This is a genomic window from Bosea sp. BIWAKO-01, from assembly GCF_001748145.1.
Lineage (GTDB): Bacteria > Pseudomonadota > Alphaproteobacteria > Rhizobiales > Beijerinckiaceae > Allobosea.
This window is the reverse complement of the sequence record NZ_BCQA01000001.1, coordinates 2,697,690-2,712,546: the sequence shown is the minus strand read 5'-3', so window position 1 is coordinate 2,712,546 and position 14,857 is coordinate 2,697,690. Positions and strand designations below refer to the sequence as shown.

17 protein-coding genes are annotated in these 14,857 nt (G+C 65.2%); 8 read left to right on the top strand and 9 right to left on the bottom strand.

Features of this window, described 5'->3' with window-relative positions; all coding sequences use genetic code 11:
* Positions 1-91: 91 nt before the first annotated feature.
* Together BIWAKO_RS12615 and BIWAKO_RS12610 are read left to right on the top strand one after the other, a co-directional pair.
* Positions 92-826 carry an aspartate/glutamate racemase family protein gene (locus tag BIWAKO_RS12615; protein WP_244523430.1) on the top strand — a complete coding sequence of 245 codons (735 nt, stop codon included), beginning with the start codon at positions 92-94 and terminating at the stop codon, positions 824-826.
* 97 nt (positions 827-923) lie between these two features.
* Positions 924-1,481, top strand: coding sequence for a L,D-transpeptidase (locus tag BIWAKO_RS12610; RefSeq protein WP_069878971.1), 558 nt, complete (start codon positions 924-926; stop codon positions 1,479-1,481).
* Positions 1,482-1,603: 122 nt separating this feature from the next.
* Here BIWAKO_RS12610 and BIWAKO_RS12605 read toward each other — a convergent pair whose 3' ends face one another.
* Genes BIWAKO_RS12605 through BIWAKO_RS12590 form a run of 4 tightly spaced genes read right to left on the bottom strand, consistent with a single transcriptional unit; the run spans position 1,604 to position 5,763 of the window.
* On the bottom strand, positions 1,604-2,353 hold the full coding sequence (locus BIWAKO_RS12605) for an SDR family NAD(P)-dependent oxidoreductase (RefSeq protein ID WP_069878970.1): 750 nt from the start codon (positions 2,351-2,353) through the stop codon (positions 1,604-1,606).
* A 4-nt stretch (positions 2,354-2,357) separates the two neighbouring features.
* Complete coding sequence (locus tag BIWAKO_RS12600; RefSeq protein WP_069878969.1) at positions 2,358-3,650, bottom strand: ABC transporter substrate-binding protein; 1,293 nt, start codon at positions 3,648-3,650, stop codon at positions 2,358-2,360.
* Positions 3,651-3,704: 54 nt separating this feature from the next.
* Entirely contained in the window at positions 3,705-5,000 is a 1,296-nt protein-coding gene (locus tag BIWAKO_RS12595; RefSeq protein WP_069878968.1) for an ABC transporter substrate-binding protein, read from the bottom strand.
* Positions 4,972-5,763 carry a FadR/GntR family transcriptional regulator gene (locus BIWAKO_RS12590; protein WP_069878967.1) on the bottom strand — a complete coding sequence of 264 codons (792 nt, stop codon included), beginning with the start codon at positions 5,761-5,763 and terminating at the stop codon, positions 4,972-4,974. The genes BIWAKO_RS12595 and BIWAKO_RS12590 overlap by 29 nt, the downstream gene beginning before the upstream one ends.
* Before the next feature lie 105 nt (positions 5,764-5,868).
* Here BIWAKO_RS12590 and BIWAKO_RS12585 point away from each other — a divergent pair, with 105 nt between their 5' ends.
* From BIWAKO_RS12585 to BIWAKO_RS12565, 5 genes are read left to right on the top strand one after another with little or no spacing between them, the layout of a single operon-like run.
* Positions 5,869-6,993: a mandelate racemase/muconate lactonizing enzyme family protein gene (locus BIWAKO_RS12585; RefSeq protein ID WP_069878966.1), complete on the top strand. Its 1,125-nt coding sequence runs from the start codon at positions 5,869-5,871 to the stop codon at positions 6,991-6,993.
* A 5-nt stretch (positions 6,994-6,998) separates the two neighbouring features.
* Positions 6,999-7,874 carry a carbohydrate ABC transporter permease gene (locus BIWAKO_RS12580; RefSeq protein WP_069878965.1) on the top strand — a complete coding sequence of 292 codons (876 nt, stop codon included), beginning with the start codon at positions 6,999-7,001 and terminating at the stop codon, positions 7,872-7,874.
* Entirely contained in the window at positions 7,867-8,700 is an 834-nt protein-coding gene (locus BIWAKO_RS12575; RefSeq protein ID WP_069878964.1) for a carbohydrate ABC transporter permease, read from the top strand. Before BIWAKO_RS12580 ends, BIWAKO_RS12575 begins: the two co-directional genes overlap by 8 nt.
* Positions 8,701-8,735: 35 nt before the next feature.
* Complete coding sequence (locus BIWAKO_RS12570) at positions 8,736-9,605, top strand: DUF6772 family protein (protein WP_069882416.1); 870 nt, start codon at positions 8,736-8,738, stop codon at positions 9,603-9,605.
* A complete protein-coding gene (locus tag BIWAKO_RS12565) occupies positions 9,605-9,940 on the top strand; it encodes a hypothetical protein (RefSeq protein WP_069878963.1) in 336 nt (111 codons plus the stop codon). The genes BIWAKO_RS12570 and BIWAKO_RS12565 overlap by 1 nt, the downstream gene beginning before the upstream one ends.
* Positions 9,941-10,046: 106 nt before the next feature.
* On the opposite strand, the gene BIWAKO_RS12560 is transcribed toward BIWAKO_RS12565, so the two are convergent.
* On the bottom strand, positions 10,047-11,246 hold the full coding sequence (locus tag BIWAKO_RS12560; RefSeq protein ID WP_069878962.1) for an aminotransferase class V-fold PLP-dependent enzyme: 1,200 nt from the start codon (positions 11,244-11,246) through the stop codon (positions 10,047-10,049).
* Between the two features lie 65 nt (positions 11,247-11,311).
* Here BIWAKO_RS12560 and BIWAKO_RS12555 point away from each other — a divergent pair, with 65 nt between their 5' ends.
* On the top strand, positions 11,312-12,121 hold the full coding sequence (locus BIWAKO_RS12555; protein WP_069878961.1) for an IclR family transcriptional regulator: 810 nt from the start codon (positions 11,312-11,314) through the stop codon (positions 12,119-12,121).
* A 2-nt stretch (positions 12,122-12,123) separates the two neighbouring features.
* Here the strand turns inward: BIWAKO_RS12555 and BIWAKO_RS12550 are convergent, their stop codons facing one another.
* Genes BIWAKO_RS12550 through BIWAKO_RS12535 form a run of 4 tightly spaced genes read right to left on the bottom strand, consistent with a single transcriptional unit; the run spans position 12,124 to position 14,787 of the window.
* On the bottom strand, positions 12,124-12,624 hold the full coding sequence (locus BIWAKO_RS12550; protein ID WP_069878960.1) for a RidA family protein: 501 nt from the start codon (positions 12,622-12,624) through the stop codon (positions 12,124-12,126).
* A gap of 43 nt (positions 12,625-12,667) precedes the next feature.
* Positions 12,668-13,462 carry an amino acid ABC transporter ATP-binding protein gene (locus BIWAKO_RS12545; RefSeq protein ID WP_069878959.1) on the bottom strand — a complete coding sequence of 265 codons (795 nt, stop codon included), beginning with the start codon at positions 13,460-13,462 and terminating at the stop codon, positions 12,668-12,670.
* A 14-nt stretch (positions 13,463-13,476) separates the two neighbouring features.
* Positions 13,477-14,112 carry an amino acid ABC transporter permease gene (locus BIWAKO_RS12540; RefSeq protein ID WP_069878958.1) on the bottom strand — a complete coding sequence of 212 codons (636 nt, stop codon included), beginning with the start codon at positions 14,110-14,112 and terminating at the stop codon, positions 13,477-13,479.
* A 6-nt stretch (positions 14,113-14,118) separates the two neighbouring features.
* Complete coding sequence (locus BIWAKO_RS12535) at positions 14,119-14,787, bottom strand: amino acid ABC transporter permease (protein WP_069878957.1); 669 nt, start codon at positions 14,785-14,787, stop codon at positions 14,119-14,121.
* Between the last annotated feature and the right edge of the window lie 70 nt (positions 14,788-14,857).

Sequence of the window (14,857 nt, the reverse complement as noted above, 5' to 3'; positions counted from 1 at the left end):
GCCGCCTTCCCTATCTCTGGCCGCAGCACCTGGCGGTCCGATGCATTGTCGTGGCGACCATCGCGAAACACTCGAGCATGGAAATGGCATCGTGAACGGCAATTTCACTTCCGCGCGGGCAACCGGCGTCGTAACCGATCTCGGGATCGGCGTGCTCATGCTCGACACGCAGTTCCAGCGCCTGCCCGGCGATATCGGCAACGGGCGGACATGGCCTTTCCCGGTGCAGTTCCGTGTTGTGCGCGGCGCAAGTCCGGATGCGGTGGTCCATGGGCAGGCCGCCGGACTGCTCGAACCCTTCATCGATGCGGCGCTCGATCTCGTCGCGACCGGCGTGCGCGGCATAACGACGAGCTGCGGCTTCCTGGCGCTCCTGCAGAAGGAGATGGCGGCCGCGCTGCCGGTGCCGGTGGCGACGAGCAGCCTGCTCCAGGCACCGGTGATCGAGGCGATGCTACCCGCCGGCCAACAGGTCGGCATCCTCACCTTCGCAGCGGACGCGCTGACCCGAAGGCACCTCGCAGCAGTCGGCGTCAGGACGGACACGCCGATCGAAGGCCTGGCGCCGGAGAGCCTGTTTCGTCGCGTCTATGGCGGCCAGGGCGGAATTTCGGATTTCGCGACGCTCGAGCGGGAGGTCATCGATGCAGCGCTGGCGCTCGTGGCCAGGCATCCCAATGTCGGGGCGATCCTCTGCGAATGCACCAATCTGCCGCCTCACGCCGCTGCGATTGCAGAGGCGACCGGACGCCCGGTCTTCGACATCATCGGCTTCATCGACTGGTTTGCGCGCAGCTTGACGCCTCCAAGATATGCGCGGCGCTGAGCTCCGGCCGCGCGCCAGTCTGCGCTGGCGCATTCCGTCTTGACGTCCTCTCCATTTCTCCCTTGAATCTCCGGGTGGGGGCGTTGCAGGGCCGGACATGCTGCGCGCTATCGTTCTTTTCGTTGCGGCGCTGGCGCTTTCAGCGCCTGCCCACGCCTACGACAATACGGTCAGCCGCGGGCTTGCCGATTTCCTGAACATCTTCAGCGAACAGCCGATCCCTCGCCAGATCGTGCCGTGGGGCAGGCAATACGCGCCTGGCACGATCGTCATCTCAACGAGCCAGCGGCGACTTTTCTACGTGCTCGGGAACGGGCAGGCGATCCGCTATGGCGTCGGCGTCGGACGGCAGGGCTTTAGCTGGTCGGGGACCAAGTTCGTCACGAGAAAGCGCGAATGGCCGGATTGGCGCCCCCCGGCGCAGATGCTCAAACGCCGGCCCGATTTGCCGCGCTACATGCCGGGCGGCATCGACAATCCCCTGGGCGCGCGCGCGCTCTATCTCGGATCAAGCCTGTATCGCATCCATGGCTCCAATGAGCCCAACACCATCGGAGCGGCCGTATCGTCAGGCTGCATCCGAATGACCAATCGCGATGTTGTCGACCTCTACGATCGCGTCAGGACTGGTACCAAGGTCGTCGTGCTGCGGTGACAGGATGCCCCTTGACCGCCGCGTCATGAGGTCCCGACCGGCCGGGAGGGCAAGCGCGCAAACGCCGGGCTGCGCGGCGTGAAGCGTCCCGCATGCCTCGCGGCAGCCGCCAGCCGCATGGGCTACAATCGCAATCCGCCATCGACCGCGATCTCGGCGCCGTTGATATAGGCTCCCTCGTCGCGGCACAGCAGCAGCGCCACCCCGGCGCAGTCGCGTGGTGCGCCGATCCGCCCAAGTGGGACGCGCTCCAGGACCGCTGCCTCATAGACGGGGTCGGCCAGCACGGCGCGATTGCGATCGGTCAGGATTGCGCCCGGTTTGATCACGTTGAAGGTGACATCCGGCGCCCGCACGGTGCGCGCGAGATTCAGGATCACGCTGGTCTGGGCCGCCTTGGTGGCGGCATAGTAGAGGCAATCGGCATTGGGCCTGGCCTCTTGAACGCTGCCGATCGCGACCACCCGGCCAAAGCCGCCCGTGATCATGCCGGGCAGGAAGGCCTGGATCAGGCGTAACGTGGCGTGGAGGTTGACTTCGCTCTGCAATGCGAGGGCGCGATCGCTGACAGCGTCCCATCGCTCCCTGAGCTCGGCCGAAGCGCACAGCACCAGGATGTCGGGGGCAAGGCCCTGAACCCTCAGGTCATCACGCATCCGCACCGGCGCGGCCAGATCGGCAAGATCCGCGATCAGGCCGCTCGCCTTAAGCCCGCCCCCTTGCAGCGGCTCAAGCGCCGCCTCGGTTGCGGCCGCATCGCGATCATGAAGCACGGCATGGGCACCGGCCCTGGCCAGTTCCGATGCCACGGCCAGACCAATCCCCCGCGCCGCGCCGGTGATGAGCGCGACGCGACCTTGAAGCGCTTGCACCCGCCTAGCCGAGCAGCGGGCGAACGCGCTTCACCGCGTCGTCCATCGCCTGCTGCGGCGGCTTGATGCCGAGCACCGCGGCCTGCGTCTCCTCGATGAAGATGTCGTGGGCGCGCGCCTGCTCGTCGAAGGCCGGAAGGTGGATGCGAGAGGCCTTGAGCGCAGCCGCCTCGTCTGCCGCATAGGGCATCGCGGCAATCAGCGCCGGGTCGGCATAGGTCGAGATTCGGACCGGACCGTTGCCATTCAGCGCCATCGTCTTGGTGCCGGCCTTCGACGAGAGAGCCCGGATGAAATCCCAGGACAGCGGCTTCTGCTTGCTGTTCCTGGGGATCACCAGCGACCAGAACTCGACTGTCGGCGCAAATGCGACCTTGCCGACGAGGTCGGAGGCCATCGGCGGCAGCAGCGACTTGAAGCGCCCGCCATACTTGCCCTTGGCCGGATCGTTATAGGTCACCAGCCGGGCGAAGGGGTTGATCGTCATCGCCGCCCTGCCCTGCTGCATCCAGGTGGTGATCTCCTCGTTGTTGACGGTCGCGAAATTGCGCGGGAGCACGCCGGCCTTGTAGAGCTCGGCGAGCACCGCCAGGGCCTTCACCATGGGCGCCTCGGCCGCGACGAGCTTGCCATCGCTGGTCATGTAGTCGCCGCCGAGACAGCGGGCGAGCGTCAGGAAATTGGAGGCAAAGACCGCGGTGAAAGCGAGGCCGTTGACCTGTGTGCCGTCCTCACGCTTGAAGGTCAGCTTGCGCGCCGCCTCGATCAACTCCTCGAAGGTGCCAGGCAGCTTGGTGATGCCGCGTTCTTCCAGCAGCGCCTCATTATAGATCAAGGCATTGGTGGCATGGCGAACCGGAATGCCGTGCAGGGCGCCATCGACCTTCAATGGATCGACCAGCCCCGGCGCAAAATCGGCGAAATCCTCGACGGGCGCATCCCGCAGCAACGCATCCAGCGGCTCGAACAGTTTGAGATTGCGCGGTACGGCACGGCCGTTGAGCAGATAGGCGACATCGATCGAGGTCTCGGCCAGCGTGACCTCGCGGAGGAGACGCTCGTGGATGGCGTTGACGTCGCCGAAAGTGACCCAGTTGACCGCCGCGCCCGCCTGCTTGCGCCAGGCTTCGGTGGCGTCGCCGCCCGGTCCCGTCGTGGCCGAGGTCTGGTGGACGCGGTGCCCGAGCGGCGTCACCGTCCGGGCCTGAGCGAAGGTTCGCCGCGGCAGAGCCAACGACGCGGCCGCTCCGGTGGCGAGCAGGCCGAAGCGGCGGCGCGTAAGAGTGCGATTGTCCATGGCGTTCCTCCAGATGGTGCTGCCGCGCTGTGCCGCGCGATTGTCAGAGATGGTTCAGGCCGGCAGCAGGGGCCGCACGCGCTTGACGAGCGAGGACATGGCCTCCTCCGGCGTCTTCATGCCGAGCACGGCGGCTTCGGCCTCTTCCTTGAACAGGTCGCCGGCGCGGGCCGCCTCGTCGAAGGCCGGCAGCGGCACACGGGCGACCTTGAGCACCTTCAACTCTTCCGCCGCATAGGGGACGGTGTTGGCGAAGCCGGCATCGGCATAGGTCGAGGCGCGGACCGGGCCATTGCCGTTGAGAGCAGCCTTCAGGGTCGCATCCTTGGCGGTCATTGCCTTGATGAAGCTCCAGGCAAGATCCTTGCGCTTGGCGTTCCTGGGGATGACCATGCCCCAGAACTCGACCTTGGCGGGCGCAGCTTCGTATTTGCCGGCCAGCGTCTTCGAGGCAGGGACGGCGACCGTCCTGACCTTGCCGGGAAATTTCGACTTCTGCGGATCGTTGTAGATCCGATTGCGGCCCATGCTCTGCAGACTCATCGCGGCGCGCCCGGTCTGCATCCAGACATTGACGTCCTCAGGCGAGAGCGTCGCGAAATTGCGCGGGAAGGCACCGGCCTCGAACAAGGCGCGCAGGAGCTTGATGGCATTCAGCATCGGTGGCTGGTCGGCAACGCATTTGAAGTCGGGCGTGATGAAGTCGCCGTCCCAGGCGCGAGCGATATCGATCACGTTCGGATAGGTGACGCCGGGCATGCACAGGCCCACCACGGCGGTGCCGTCTGTGCGGCGATAGGTGCAGGCCTTGGCGATCTCGACCAGTTCTTCGATCGAGGCCGGCGGCTTCGAAAAGCCCTTCTCGGCCAGCAATTCCTCATTGTAGTGCAGCCCCGACGAGGCATGGCGGAACGGAATCGCGAGCTGCTTGCCGCCGACCTTCATGCCTTCCATCAGGCCAGGAAAGATGTCCGCCGGGTCTTCCAGCGGATCGCGACTCAGATAGCTGTCGAGCGGCTCGAACAGGTTGGCGGCGCGCGGGATCACCTGCGTGTTCAGCACGAAGCCGACGTCGACGGTGCTTTCGGAGAGGCTTGCCTCGCGAAACAGCCGCTCCTGCAAGGGACCAGTATCAAAGGTCGTCCACTGGATCGTGGCGCCATTCTTCTGCGCCCAGTCCTTCGTGATGTCGCCGCCTTGTGCACCGGTGGCGACGGTCTGCATCACGCGATGTGCGAAGACGTTGAAAGGACCGCCCTGCTGCGCGAAGGCCGGAGCGGCGTCGGCAAAGCTCAGGCCGATGAAGCCGCCCAGGATCTGCCTACGGTCCAACCCTGTTCCTGCCGTCATGATGATCCTCCCCGAGTGTCGCGAGTTCCGCGATGGCGGCTTCAGCCGCTTCGAAATGCTTGTTCATGGCCATTTCCGCCGCCTCGGCATCGCCGGCACGGATCGCCTCGACAACGCGGACATGGCGCTCATAGGTCTTGCGCCAGTCGGCCTGCGTGCGGGTGCTGCGCGAATTGAAGATCTCCATCACTTCGCGGATCACCGGACGAAGGCCCTGGATCTGAAGATCAAGCAGACGGTTGCCGGCGGAGGCGGCAATCGCCTCGTGAAAATCGAGATCGGCCTCGATCCAGCGCGGCACGTCGCCGAGCGACGCCTCCATGCGCACGAGGATACCCGTCAGCCGCTCGACATCGGCGGGCGAGCGACGCTCGGCACTGTAACGCGCGATCGGCGGCTCGAGGATGCGACGCAGCTCGACCGCCTCGGTGAGCCCGGTCTTGCTGCCTCTCACGGCGAAGCGAAAGAAGCGATCGAGCGGAGCGGCATCGAGCGCCTGGACGCGCGTGACCTTGCCTTGCTGGATATTGACGACGCCCATGGCTGCGAGCTGGCGGATCGCCTCGCGCGCGATCGGCTTGCTGACTCCGAAGGATGCGGCAAGACGCGCTTCGGACGGAAGCGCGTCGCCGGGCTTCAGCCTGCCATCATGGATCGCCTGGGTAATGCGCGCGATCAACGCATCGCCCAGCCGCGTCGGCACGACATCGGAGGCGCCGAACGGGTCGCTGTCGATCTCGGGCAGTGTCGCGGCTTCGGTCATTCGCATCCTCCACTTTCATGATTGACAGATACAGAGCAGGTTTGCAACTGATCAACCTATCAGTTAGGTTGATCAGCCTCCCCGCAAACCAGGGACCGATACCAGATGACCGGCCGCAGCATCGCCAGGATCGAGTCCCATCCCCTGCGGGCGACACTCGAGAAGACGCAGCGCACCTCACAAGGTGACTATCCCGCGATCGAACTCGTTGTCGTCGAGGTCACGACCAGCGACGGCATCACCGGCTACGGCGAGGCGCTCGCGCGCCGCGGAGCCGCCGGCTATGCGCGCCTGATCGACGATGCGCTGAGCCCTCGACTGATTGGCAAGGATCCCGCAGACCGGCGGGCCCTGTGGAGGCTGATGCGCAATGCGCTCTCCGGGCGGCCCGGCGGGCAACTGGTCGAAGCGATATCCGCTATCGACATCGCTCTCTGGGATATTGCCGGCAAAGCAACCGGCGAACCGATCCACAAGCTGCTCGGTGGCATGGGACGCCGCCGTGTGCCGGCCTATGCCTCATCGATCAACTGGCTCGACGATGCGACGGTGGAAGCAGAGGTCGCAGCAGCGCTGACGGCCGGGTTCCGCGAGATCAAGATCAAGCTCGGCCATCCCCTGAAGGATGCGGTCGCGCGCGCCAAATTCATCCGCAAGCTCACCGGCGACGATATCGCCCTCTATGTCGACGCGAACTGGGCCTATGACGTTGATGACGCCATGATCGTCGGGCGGGCGCTGGCCGATCTCGGCTATGGCTTCTTCGAGGAGCCGATCGCGCCGCATGACCGCGCAGGCTACGCCCGCCTCGCCCAACACCTGCCGATCCGGCTCGCGGCCGGAGAGAGCGACTATGTCGCCAGCGAGGCCCTCGCGATGCTGCAGGACCGCTCGCTCGGCCTGATCCAGCCGGACGTCACGCGCTCGGGCGGCATCACCGAGACCTGGCGCATCGCTGAACTCGCCGCGAGTTTCAATACGGCCTATGCCCCCCATGTCGGCTGGTCGGGCGCGATCTGCGTTGCCGCCAGTCTGCAGCTTGCCGCCGCGGCCGAGAGCCTGCGGACCTTCGAGTGCATGGTCTACGCCAATCCGCTGCGTGACAGCTTCACCACACCGGTCGTCGGCGAAGGCCATCAGCTCGTCGACGGCATGCTCGACGTGCCGCAAGGCCCGGGGCTCGGCATCGAGATCGACCGCGAGATGCTCGCGCGCCACCGTATCGCCTGAGCGCCATGGCCAGCCGCACGCCCCTCTCCGCCCTCGCGCTCGTCAGCCCGGTCCAGTTGATGGTCGGCGGCATCATCTTCCTGCCGGCGATCTACGTGTTCTGGCTCAGCCTGAACCAGTCCTCCTTCGGGCAGGCCGCGAGCTTCGTCGGCCTCGCCAACTACGCCAAGGTGCTCGGCGACCCGTATTTCTGGCGGGCGCTGATCAACACGGTCATCGTCGTTGCCGTCGTCGTGCATGTCGAACTGCTGCTCGGCCTGCTCATGGCGCTGTTCTTCGCCTCGGGCGTGCCCTTCCGGGCACTCCTGCTCGCCATTGTGCTCGCCCCCTATGCGGTCAGCGAGGTCTCGGCGGTGGTGATGTGGCGTTATCTGTTTGAGCCCGATGTCGGAATGATGAGCCAGGCGCTCGCCTGGTTCGGGCTGCCCCCGATCGAATGGGCGGTGAAGCCGTCTCACGGCCTCTTCATGGTCTCCCTGCTCTCGATCTGGCTGCACCTGCCGTTCAGCTTCATCATCATCTACGCCGCAAGGCTTTCCGTCCCCGACGAACTCTACGAGGCCGGTGCCATCGATGGTGCGACACGCTGGATCGCGTTCCGCCGGATCACCTTGCCACTGCTGATGCCGGCGCTGCTGATCGCGGCCCTGTTCCGTTACATCTTCGCCTTCCGGCTGTTCTCCGAGGTCTGGTTGATGACCGGCGGTGGCCCGGCGCGCACCACCGAGGTGATGGCGGTCTATCTCTATCTCGAGGCGTTCCGGTACAACTCCTTCGGAGCCGCGGCCGCGACCGGCTGGCTGCTGGTGCTCGCCTCACTCCTGCTGGCGCTGTTCTACCTGCGCTCTCTCTACCGGGAGATGTTCAGAAAACATGCGTAAGCGCTCGCTCCCTCTTACCATCCTGAAGCTCTTCGGCGTCCTCGCGATCGCCGCCTGGTCGATCCTGCCGATCGCGCTGATCGTGATGTCGTCCTTCAAGTCGGACAGGGACATCTTCTCGTTGACCTCGCGGTTCAGCTTCACGCCGACGCTCGCCAATTACGAGCTGCTCTGGAGCCGCTGGGGCGACTTCTTCCACGGGCTCTGGAACAGCTTCCTGGTCACGTCCGGAGCGACCGTGCTTGCAGTCGCGGTTTCACTGCTCGCCGGCTTCGCTTATTCCCGTCACGCCAGCCGGGGCCTGCAGGCCAGCGCCTTCTTCCTGATCTTCATCCGGCTGATCCCGCCGATCGTGATCACCCTGCCGCTCTTCCCGGTGGTCAACTGGCTCGGGCTCAACGACACGCATCTCATCCTGATCGTGCTCTACGCGACCTTCTTCGTCTCGCTCGGCACCATCGTGATGCGCACCTTCATCGACCAGATTCCGCGCGAACTCGACGAGGCGGCGATGATCGACGGAGCCTCGCAGTTCCAGATCATCCGGCGCGTCATCTTCCCGCTGGCAGCACAAGGCATGCTGGCGGTCGCGGTGTTCGTCATCGTCTATGCCTGGAACGAGTTCCTCTTCGCCTTCATCTTCACCACGACCAAGGCCAAGACCGCGCCGCTGGTCGTCGCCGAGATGATCGGCGCGGTCGAGGGCGTCGAATGGGGTGTGCTCTTCGCCGCCTCGGCCGTCCAGCTGCTGCCGGTGCTCGCCTTCGTCATCCTCATGCAGAAGCACCTCGTCGCGGGCCTGACCGCCGGCGCGGTGAAGGGGTAGGACCAATGACCTCGACCAGCTCCCAACTCGACGACATGCGCCGTGCGATCCGCGAGGCGGATCCGCAGCTCAGCCGCTTCGATCCCTTGCCCCGGATCATCTGCCTCGACGATTTCGACCGCGGCATGTGCGGCTGGACCCAGCTCGTCGGCAATTACGAGGACACGCTCGATGCCATGCTGCCGGGCTATGCCCAGCATTCGCATGCCATGCTCTCGACGCTGCCGAACTGGGATTTCGGCTCGCATGGCGGCGTCGACGGCTCCTATGCCCTGAAGATCGCGACGCGACCGAAGAAGGGCGCGCAGAACGTGGCAATCAAGCGCCTGACCTTCCGCAAGCCCGGGCCGATCCGGCTCGAGACCTATTTCACCTTCAAGCCGGAAGCGACGGAACTGCAGCTCTCCGAGACCGACATCCGCTCGTTCGGCTTCCTCTATGATCTCCAGGTCGGCGACCAGCATGGCGCGGGCGGCGAGCGCGTCATGCCGCATCTGCGCTTTCTCAATGCGCTGGATGGCAAACATATCCAGAAATGGCAGTTCAAGCGCCGTACCACGCCGATCAAACCGATCGGCTCCGCCGGCAAGACGATCTCGCACTACCATCTTTCGCCGGATGACTGGGAGGACCTGCCCGGCGGCGAGCAGCGGCTCTGCTACAACGAGATCCCGACCAAGGTGAACTGGCACTATCTGCGCTTCGACTTCGATCTCGCGACGATGCGCGCCACCGGCTTCCAGGTGAACGACCGCAGCTTCGACATGAGCACTTACGAGTCGATCCGCATCCCGGCGATGAAGAACCTCTGGTGCATGCTCAATCTCGGCTTCTTCGCCGAGACCGACACCGACAAGCGCGCCTTCGCCTATCTCGATTCCGTTTGCCTGTCGGGAGATTTCTGATGCTCCCCGAGAACCTCACCGCCATCGTTGCACGCAACGAAACCTGGACTGGCGAGGCCGCGACCGAGCCCTACGAGGCCGGCTGGGCCAAGGAAGCCATCGTCTTCGTGAGGGCCCTGAAGCCGCCAAAGGGCACGCTGCCGCAGGCCCGTATCGAGATTTCCGCCGATGGGCTGCATTGGGCCCCGGAAGGTTCGCTCTTCGATCTGCCTGCGCGCGAGAACGCCGTGACCTTCCAGCGGCTCGCGCATTTCGGGAATTTTCTGCGCGTTGCGGTCTCGCTGCCGGCGGGAGCGGAAATCACCGTGCTGGTGAGCCTGCACTTGAAGGCGTGACGGTACTGTCCGCCCGCGCGCGAAGAGCGCCGGGCTCTCCTGGTGCGGGGCCGAAGATCGGCCTTCGGCCCTCGCAAACCCGAGCCTGCGAACAGTGCGCTAGCGGTCAATCCGGCCAACGCTTGAGATACGCAGCCCGGCGGCCCCGGCGCTCCTGCAGCGGCGTAGCGATGATCTCGTTGCTCCGCAGGGCGGCGCCGAGTTCTTCGGTCAGGCGATCGGCGACAGTGTTTTCCTGGCCTGGGTGAAGGTTGCAGGGATCGAGATAGAAGAATCCGTGCTCGACCTCGTGATCGCGCACGATGACCGGCGGCTCCCCGCGTGCGAGCGCATCGGCAAGGTCCCAGGCCGTGATATGGGCGGCCTGCGGTTCAACGAAGAGCTTGAGCCGGTCGAGCGGATTGTCGGTCGGATCAGGCTCGATCTCGACACGGATGCCCGGCCTTTCGGCCAGTCGTTCGCGCCACAGCGCAAGCGCAGCCTGTTCGCGTTCCCGGATGCCGGCATGGTCCCGCTTCTCCCAGGCTTCCAGGGCAGCGATGGTGCCAACGATACTCTCCTTGCCGACCTTCATGCCGCGGCCGATGCCACCGTTCTGGAGAAATGTCGCGCGCACGAGTTCCTTGCGACCCGCGACGATGCCAGCCGTGGGGCCCCCGAGAAACTTGTGAGCCGAATACAGCACGATGTCCGCGCCGGCGGCCAGGAAGCCTTTCAGGTCGTATTCCGATGCGGCATCGACGATGACCGGCACCCCCCTTGCCCGGCAGATCGCGGCGAATTCTTCGAGCGGGAGCTGCCCGTATTGGACGGTGTGATGCGAGACGACATAGACCGCGGCCGCGGTCCGTTCAGAGATCGCTCCAGCCAGTTGATAGGGTCGTGCGCTCGTGGCCTGGCCAACCGGCACCACCCTGGCGCCGGCGAGCGCAATGCCTTGCTCGACAGGAGCGCCATAGCTCACCATGTGCCCGGTCATGATCAGGACTTCGTCCTTCAGGCCCGTCGTGTCCGGCAGTCGTTCGACGGCATAGAGGTCGCTGCCCGTCATCGCTCCGGCCACCGCCAGCGTGATGCCGGCCGAACAGGAAGCCGTGACGAAGCCTGCCTCGGCTCCGCACAATCGGGCGATGACGCCGCTGGCAACCTTCTGGAGTTCGTCCACTTCGACGAATTGCGGCATGACCCCGGCCATGGCCTCGATGGCCTGCGGAACGATGATCGACGCGCCGAGCCCCGTCATCGTACCCGACACATTGATGATCGCACGAAGACCGAGCGCCTTTCGGGTATCGGGTTTGTTCATGGCGTTCCTCCGGGAGCATGGTTACGGTAAGGGGTCCGCGGAATCGCGTGACGGAGAGCTGGCAGATGAAGGACAGTGAGATGGGCGTGGCGTCCGCGCCCTCCGCCACTGGGCCGCGGCGGACGCGGGTCAGCGGAATCGAGCGATCGGTCCAGATCCTTGACTATCTTCAGGAGACGGCGCGGCCAGCCACCGGCTACGATATCGCCCGCGCGGTCGGGGCGCCGCTGTCCACGGTCTATTCGATTGTCGAGGAATTGGTCGCCAGGGACCTGCTTTCGCGCAATGGCAGCGTAGTCTGGCTCGGTCCCAAGCTCTATCACTACGGCCTCGCCTACGCCCGCGATCTCGAGATCATCACTGTCGCCACCCACGAGATGCATGTGCTTTCCCGCGAGGTCGGGGAGACGGTCCAGATTTGCGGCCGCGACGGCGACATGATGGTGGTGGAGGCGATGGCCGAGGGCCCCGGCCACTTCAAGGTCACGTCGCGGATCGGAACCCGGGTGCCGCTGAACTGGACGGCCTCGGGGCGGCTTCTGGTCGCCCATCTCGACTTTCAGGATCGGGTGGCACTGTTCCGGCGCTGCGCCAAGGCCTCGCCGACGGGGCGGGCAACAGTCGACCCGGTGGCGCTGGCCGAGCAATCCGATGAAGCGCTGGCCGCAGGCATCGCCGTGCAGGCGGGCGAATCCGACTATGCCGTGGCCTGTGTCGCGGCACCCGTGCGCAACGATTCCGGGCATTGCGTGATCACCATCTCGATCGTGCTGCCGGAGTTCAAGGTCCGAGAGGAGCCGTCCCGCTTCGCGGACGCGGTCCGGGGCGCCGCACAGCGCATCGAGGCGAGCCTTGGCTGGCAATTCAGGCAATAGCATCATGAGACCGCGACGACCGCTTCGATCTCGACGGTGATACGGCGCGGCAGCGAGCCGAACCCGACCGCCGAACGCGCGTGCCGGCCAGCATCGCCAAAGACCGCAACGAAGAGGTCCGAGCAGCCATTGATGACAGCGGGATGATCGGCGAAGTCCGGCGTGGCATTGACCATGCCGAGCACCTTGACGATGCGCCTGACCTTTCGAAGATCGCCGAGCGCCGTGTGCAGCACCGCGATGAGGTTCAGCCCCGTCAGGCGCGCATGAGCATATGCCTCCTCGACCGAGACGTCGGCGCCGACCTTGCCTGTGTGGATGCGGCCATCCTCATGTGTCGGGCCCTGGCCGGACAGGTAGAGCAGCGCGCCCTCCCGGACATGTGTGGTGAAATTGCCGATCGGCGTCGGCACTTGCGGCAGCTCCAGACCGAGCTGTGCCAGCTTATCATAGGGCGACAGCGCAAGATCGGAGGAAGGAGCAAGATCGGAGGGAGACGGCATCGCGGAACTCGGTCGGATCGGGTTCAGGGCGCCTGTCGACCGCTCAATGAGCGTGCCGAAAGGCAGCGAAACGCGAGAGGAAGGCCCGCAAGCGCTCATTCGACTGTTCGTCGAAGACGGCCTTCGGCGGCGCATCGATCGCGATCAGTCCCTGGTCTGTGAACACCACGCGGTCGGCGACCTCCCTGGCGAAGGCCATTTCATGGGTGACGAGGATCATCGTGCGGCCCTCCGCAGCCAGTTCCTGGACGACCTCCAGCACCTCGCCGACAAGCTCTGGATCGAGGGCCGAGGTTATCTCGTCGAGCAGCAGGACCTTCGGTTCGATCGCAACCGCTCGCGCGATGCCGACCCGCTGCTGCTGCCCACCGGACAATTGCGAGGGCAGCGCGTCGAGCTTCTCGGAGAGGCCGACGCGCCCGAGCCATTTCTCGGCAATCTGCCGAGCCTCGCCCTTGCTCTTGCCGCGCGACTTCATCAGCCCGAGCATGACATTCTGAGCCGCCGTCAGATGCGGAAACAGGTTGAACTGCTGGAAGACCATGGCCGCGTCGACCCGGATGCTGGCGAGCTCCCGGTCGCTGCGCCGGCGGCGGCCGGCGCCGTCATCCCGATAGCCGACCTCCACGCCATCGATCCGGACCGAGCCGCCATCATATTCCTCGAGGAAGTTGATGCAGCGCAGCAAGGTCGTCTTGCCACTTCCGGACGGACCGATGACGGCGATCACCTGTCCCTTGCCGACATCGAGATCGATGCCCTTCAGCACCTGGTGCGCGCCGAAGGACTTGGTCAGGCCCTTGATGCGGATCACCGGCTCGTCGGGCGTCGCGATCATGATCGTCCTTCCGCTCAGATGAAGCGCTTCTCGAGACGCCTGCTCAGCGTCGAAAGCGGATAGTTGATGGCGAAGTACATCAGCGCCCCCATCACATAGAGCGGCAACGCCACATGGGTGCGTCCGATCACCTGCTGCAGCGCGAGCATCAGGTCGACAATCCCCAGCAGGGAGACGAGCGAGGAGCCCTTCACGGTATCGACGACGCTGTTGACGAAGGGGGGCAGGAAGCGTCGGATCGCCTGCGGCGCAAGGACATGGACGAAGCGGTCGAGGAGGCCGAGCCCGATCGACTTCGCCGCTTCCGTCTGCCCTCTGGGGATGGACTGGAAGGCGCCGCGGGTGATTTCAATGACCTGGGCGGACTTGAAGGCGGTCAATGCCACGATCGCGGCGGTCAGGCTCGGCAGGTTCACCTTGATCGCCGGCAGGCCATAATAGACGAAATAGAGCAGCACCAGGATCGGCACGCCGCGCACAAAGTCGGCATAGATCCGGATCGGAAACCGCGCCCAGAGGGGCCCGAAGGCGAGCACGCAGCCAAGCGGGACACCGATCAGCAGCGAGAGCACGATCACGCCGGCCGAGACCAGGAGCGTGATGCGCAGGCCATCGAGCAGGAACGGAAGTGTCTGCAGGAACAACGTCATGGTCGCTCACCGCGTGATGGCATAGCGCCGCTCGGCCAGCCGCAGCAGCAGCAGGATGGCGTAGCTGGTGACGAGATAGATCGGCGTCGCGAGCAGATAGACCTCGACCGTCCGGAAGGTCTGCGTCTCGATCCAGCGCATGCCATAGGCCAGTTCGGGCACGGCGATCGCCGAGGCGATCGAGGTGTCCTTGAACAGCGAGACATAGGTGTTCGAGAGCGACGGCAGCGCGATGCGCAGCGCCGTCGGCAGCCGGACATGGATGAGTACGCCCACTGGCGTAAGACCGATCGCCTTGCCAGCCTCGATCAGCCCTTTCGGCACCGCCTCGAACCCCGCGCGCAGAACCTCGACCAGATAGGCGCCGGAATAGATCGCCAGCGTCACGACGAACGAGGTGGTAGCGTCATATTGCAGGTCGATCGCGCTCGGCACACCGTAGAAGACGAGATAGACGAGCAACAGCAGCGGGACGTTGCGGATGAACTCGACATAGCCCCGGATGAACGGCCTGACCCAACGCGGCCCGTCCATTTCGACGAGCGCCAGAACGAGTCCGATCACCATACCGATCGCGATCGTCGCGATTGCGAGTTCGATGCTGAGCAGGAGACCATCGAACAGCTTCGCGGCGTAGCGCCAGACGATCGCGAAGTTGAAGTGATAGTTCGTCATGCCGGGAGCTGTCTCGTCACGGGCCGTGCAGGCGACTTCGCCGCCCTGCTACGCGCCAGCGGCGAGCGCA

Excerpts from the sequence above, each read along its gene's own strand:
- BIWAKO_RS12580 (WP_069878965.1), top strand. The coding sequence starts at position 6,999 with ATGGCCAGCCGCACGCCCCTCTCCGCCCTCGCGCTCGTCAGCCCGGTC.
- BIWAKO_RS12540 (WP_069878958.1), bottom strand. The coding sequence starts at position 14,112 with ATGACGTTGTTCCTGCAGACACTTCCGTTCCTGCTCGATGGCCTGCGC.
- BIWAKO_RS12590 (WP_069878967.1), bottom strand. The coding sequence starts at position 5,763 with ATGACCGAAGCCGCGACACTGCCCGAGATCGACAGCGACCCGTTCGGC.
- BIWAKO_RS12565 (WP_069878963.1), top strand. The coding sequence starts at position 9,605 with ATGCTCCCCGAGAACCTCACCGCCATCGTTGCACGCAACGAAACCTGG.
- BIWAKO_RS12535 (WP_069878957.1), bottom strand. The coding sequence starts at position 14,787 with ATGACGAACTATCACTTCAACTTCGCGATCGTCTGGCGCTACGCCGCG.
- BIWAKO_RS12595 (WP_069878968.1), bottom strand. The coding sequence starts at position 5,000 with ATGACGGCAGGAACAGGGTTGGACCGTAGGCAGATCCTGGGCGGCTTC.
- BIWAKO_RS12610 (WP_069878971.1), top strand. The coding sequence starts at position 924 with ATGCTGCGCGCTATCGTTCTTTTCGTTGCGGCGCTGGCGCTTTCAGCG.
- BIWAKO_RS12555 (WP_069878961.1), top strand. The coding sequence starts at position 11,312 with ATGAAGGACAGTGAGATGGGCGTGGCGTCCGCGCCCTCCGCCACTGGG.
- BIWAKO_RS12585 (WP_069878966.1), top strand. The coding sequence starts at position 5,869 with ATGACCGGCCGCAGCATCGCCAGGATCGAGTCCCATCCCCTGCGGGCG.
- BIWAKO_RS12550 (WP_069878960.1), bottom strand. The coding sequence starts at position 12,624 with ATGCCGTCTCCCTCCGATCTTGCTCCTTCCTCCGATCTTGCGCTGTCG.
- BIWAKO_RS12570 (WP_069882416.1), top strand. The coding sequence starts at position 8,736 with ATGCGCCGTGCGATCCGCGAGGCGGATCCGCAGCTCAGCCGCTTCGAT.
- BIWAKO_RS12575 (WP_069878964.1), top strand. The coding sequence starts at position 7,867 with ATGCGTAAGCGCTCGCTCCCTCTTACCATCCTGAAGCTCTTCGGCGTC.
- BIWAKO_RS12560 (WP_069878962.1), bottom strand. The coding sequence starts at position 11,246 with ATGAACAAACCCGATACCCGAAAGGCGCTCGGTCTTCGTGCGATCATC.
- BIWAKO_RS12600 (WP_069878969.1), bottom strand. The coding sequence starts at position 3,650 with ATGGACAATCGCACTCTTACGCGCCGCCGCTTCGGCCTGCTCGCCACC.
- BIWAKO_RS12545 (WP_069878959.1), bottom strand. The coding sequence starts at position 13,462 with ATGATCGCGACGCCCGACGAGCCGGTGATCCGCATCAAGGGCCTGACC.